Source organism: Streptomyces sp. NPDC002851 (assembly GCF_053591935.1).
On record NZ_JBSFUT010000094.1, the window covers coordinates 1 to 1846 of the forward strand.

The window sequence follows — 1846 nt, forward strand, 5'->3', positions numbered from 1 at the left end:
AGATTCCGGTCCAGGGGTGTGCCGGGTCTGCCTCGGTCAGTACCGCCCGCACCTGTTCCCGGTCGCTCATGTCGCGGGCGAGGATGTCGACGGTGGCCGCGCCTGCTGCGGTCAGTTCTGTGATGAGTTGTTTGGTGCCGGGGGTTTGGTTGCCGCGGCGGGAGGTGAGGACGAGGTGGCGTATGCCGTGGGTGGTGACGAGGTGGCGGGCCAATACCTGGCCTAGTTCACCGGTTCCGCCGGTGATGAGGACCGTGCCGGATGGGTCCAGCGTCTTGGGTGTGGTGTCGGTTTCGCTTGCGGCTCGTGTCAGGCGGGTGGCGAGTATCTGGCCTTCGCGTATGGCGAGTTCCGGCTCGCCTGCTGTGGCTAGTGCGGGCTGAACGTCGGTGTCGGTGTGGTCGGTGTCGATGAGGCGGATGGTTTGTTCGGGGTGTTCGCTGCGTGCCGAACGTGCCAGGCCCCACAGGGCCGCTTGGCCGAGGTTGGTGGCGTTGTCGCCTACTGCGCCGGTGGTGACCAGGACGAGTTCGCCTGATGCGGCGCTGTCGTTGAGGTGGTGCTGGAGTTGGGTCAGCCCGCGGGCAGCGATTTCTGTAACCGTGCCGGTCCAGTCGCGTGCGTCGATGACCGTGCGACCGGTATCGGCGGTTGGCGTTCCGGTCGGGCGTACGGGCTGCAAGTCCACCCGATACAGGTGATCCACCGAAAGCGACCCAGCCGCGGAACGCATCTGCTCTGCGGATACTTCACGCAGGAGCAAGCCCTCTACGTTCACCACGGGATCCCCGGCCTCGTCGGCCACCCAGAGCCGCGCCACGGAACGCTCACCGTCCAGTTCGGCACGCACGCGCACTACAGAACCCGCCACAGCGTCCAGGCGTACGTCCGTCCATTCGAACGGCAACAACACCTCGTCTGTAGAAGCAGCACCCGGACCGGCCTCCGTGCCCTTCAGCACGTGCAGCGCGGCGTCCAGCAGGGCGGGGTGCATGCTGTAGCCGTCGGTGGATATGGCTTCGGGTAGTTGGATCAGTCCGTAGGCTGTGTCGCCGTTGCGCCACAGCTCGCTGAGCCCTTGGAAGGCCGGGCCGTAGTCGATGCCCTGTTCCTGCAGCTGCTCGTAGAAGCCTTCCAGGCCGACCTGTTCTGCACCTGCCACCGGCCACTGCCGCAGCGACTCGAAGCCTTCGGTGTCTGTGGGGGTGATTGGGTCCTCAGTCAGCATCCCAGTGGCATGCTGTGTCCAGGTCTGCACGCCTTCGCCGCGGCGGCTGTACACGGCCACGGCGCGTCGGCCGTCTGCGTCCGGGGTCTCTACCTGGATCTGGAGGTGGAGTTCACCGTTGTCCGGGGCGATGAGGGGTTCCAGCAGGGTCAGTTCGGCGACGCCTCTCGCGCCGACGTGTTGTGCGGCTGTCCAGACAAGTTCCAGCAACCCGGTGCCGGGAACGATCGTGGTTCCGTACACGGTGTGGTCGGCGAGCCATGGGAACTCTCGCAGTGATACGCGGCCGCTGAAGACCAGGCCTTCACCGTCGGCGAGTTCGGTGACCGCACCGAGCCACGGATGCCCCACCGGTTCCAGTCCGACTGATGCCACATCGCCCGAGGTTCGTGCCGTGTCGAGCCAGTACCGCTCCCGTTGGAAGGCATATGTCGGCAACTCCACCCGTGTACGGGATGTGGGAAGCACCCGGTCCCAGGGCACTGCGGCGCCTGCGATGTGCAGCAGTGTCATCATGCGCAGGAATTGCTCGGGGTTGCCGTGTTCGCGTTGCAGGGTGGGGACTACGACGGTTTGGTCGTGGCCTTGTTGGAGGGCGCCGTCGGTCAGGGGCATGAG

1 protein-coding gene is annotated in these 1846 nt (G+C 66.0%); it reads right to left on the reverse strand.

The window, feature by feature from the left end; all coding sequences use genetic code 11:
- A partial coding sequence (locus ACWD10_RS38390; RefSeq protein WP_451098472.1) for a polyketide synthase dehydratase domain-containing protein occupies nt 1–1846 on the reverse strand: 1846 nt, incomplete at both ends.